This window comes from Sphingomonas sp. 10B4 (assembly GCF_035019905.1).
Lineage (GTDB): Bacteria > Pseudomonadota > Alphaproteobacteria > Sphingomonadales > Sphingomonadaceae > Sphingomonas > Sphingomonas glacialis.
In genome coordinates this window covers 1-248 of the sequence record NZ_JASJVC010000486.1, presented here as the reverse complement: position 1 = coordinate 248, position 248 = coordinate 1, and the positions used below count along the sequence as shown (strand labels likewise).

Below are 248 nucleotides of genomic sequence, written 5' to 3'. Positions count from 1 at the left end.
ATGTACGCTGGTGCGCGTTTGTTGGAAATTCTCAGCAAAGTCAGCGACATGACTGCGACATTAAATAGCTTGCCACAATCTGACAGTACGCCAGAATTGCAATTACAGTTAGCAGAAGGTGAAAACTTTGCCGTCATTGCGCAAATGCAAAAGAACGCCGACTTCCCGGGCGCGGATGAAATTATTACGATTGACGGCTTGCGTGTTGAGTACCCTGATGGTTTTGGTCTGGCGCGCTCATCCAACAC

1 pseudogene is annotated in these 248 nt (G+C 48.4%); it reads left to right on the top strand.

The annotated features are described in order from the left end of the window. Positions 1–248, top strand: a pseudogene (locus QN347_RS20595) (phosphomannomutase/phosphoglucomutase); the annotation flags it as partial.